Below are 868 nucleotides of genomic sequence, written 5' to 3' on the forward strand. Positions count from 1 at the left end.
CGACCGCCGAATACCGCGCGCTCGACGCCGCGCACCACATCCACCCGTTCTCGGACATGGGCGCGCTGAACCGCGCCGGCAGCCGCGTGATCGTGAAGGCCGACGGCGTCTACCTGTGGGATTCGGAAGGCAACAAGGTGATCGACGGGATGGCCGGCCTGTGGTGCGTGAACGTCGGCTACGGCCGCAAGGAACTCGCCGACGCCGCGTATCGCCAGTTGCAGGAACTGCCGTTCTACAACACGTTCTTCAAGACCACGCACCCGCCGGTGATCGAACTCTCCGCGATGCTCGCGGAAGTCACGCCGGCCGGCTTCAACCACTTCTTCTATTGCAACAGCGGCTCGGAAGGCAACGACACCGTGCTGCGCCTCGTGCACCAGTACTGGCGCGTGCAGGGCAAGCCGCAGAAGAAATACGTGATCTCGCGCAAGAACGGCTACCACGGCTCGACGATCGCAGGCGGCACGCTCGGCGGGATGGGCTACATGCACGAGCAGATGCCCTCGAAGGTCGAGCACATCGTGCACATCGACCAGCCGTATTTCTTCGGCGAAGCGCAGCCGGGCGAAACGCCGGAAGCGTTCGGCCTCGCCCGCGCGCAGCAGCTCGAAGCGAAGATTCTCGAACTCGGCGCGGAGAACGTCGCCGCGTTCATCGGCGAGCCGTTCCAGGGCGCGGGCGGCGTGATCTTCCCGCCGTCGACGTACTGGCCGGAAATCCAGCGGATCTGCCGCAAGTACGACATCCTGCTCGTGGCCGACGAGGTGATCGGCGGCTTCGGCCGGACCGGCGAATGGTTCGCGCACCAGCACTTCGGCTTCGAGCCGGACCTGATCACGATGGCCAAGGGCCTCACGTCGGGCTA

Annotated in this window: 1 protein-coding gene; it reads left to right on the plus strand. The window is 65.7% G+C overall.

All coding sequences use genetic code 11. The features are described 5' to 3' along the window. Positions 1 to 868 (plus strand): aminotransferase (locus tag U5809_RS34555; protein WP_322089848.1); only part of this gene is annotated, 868 nt, incomplete at both ends.

The sequence above is a fragment of the Burkholderia sp. BCC1999 genome, assembly GCF_905339975.1.
Classification (GTDB): domain Bacteria; phylum Pseudomonadota; class Gammaproteobacteria; order Burkholderiales; family Burkholderiaceae; genus Burkholderia.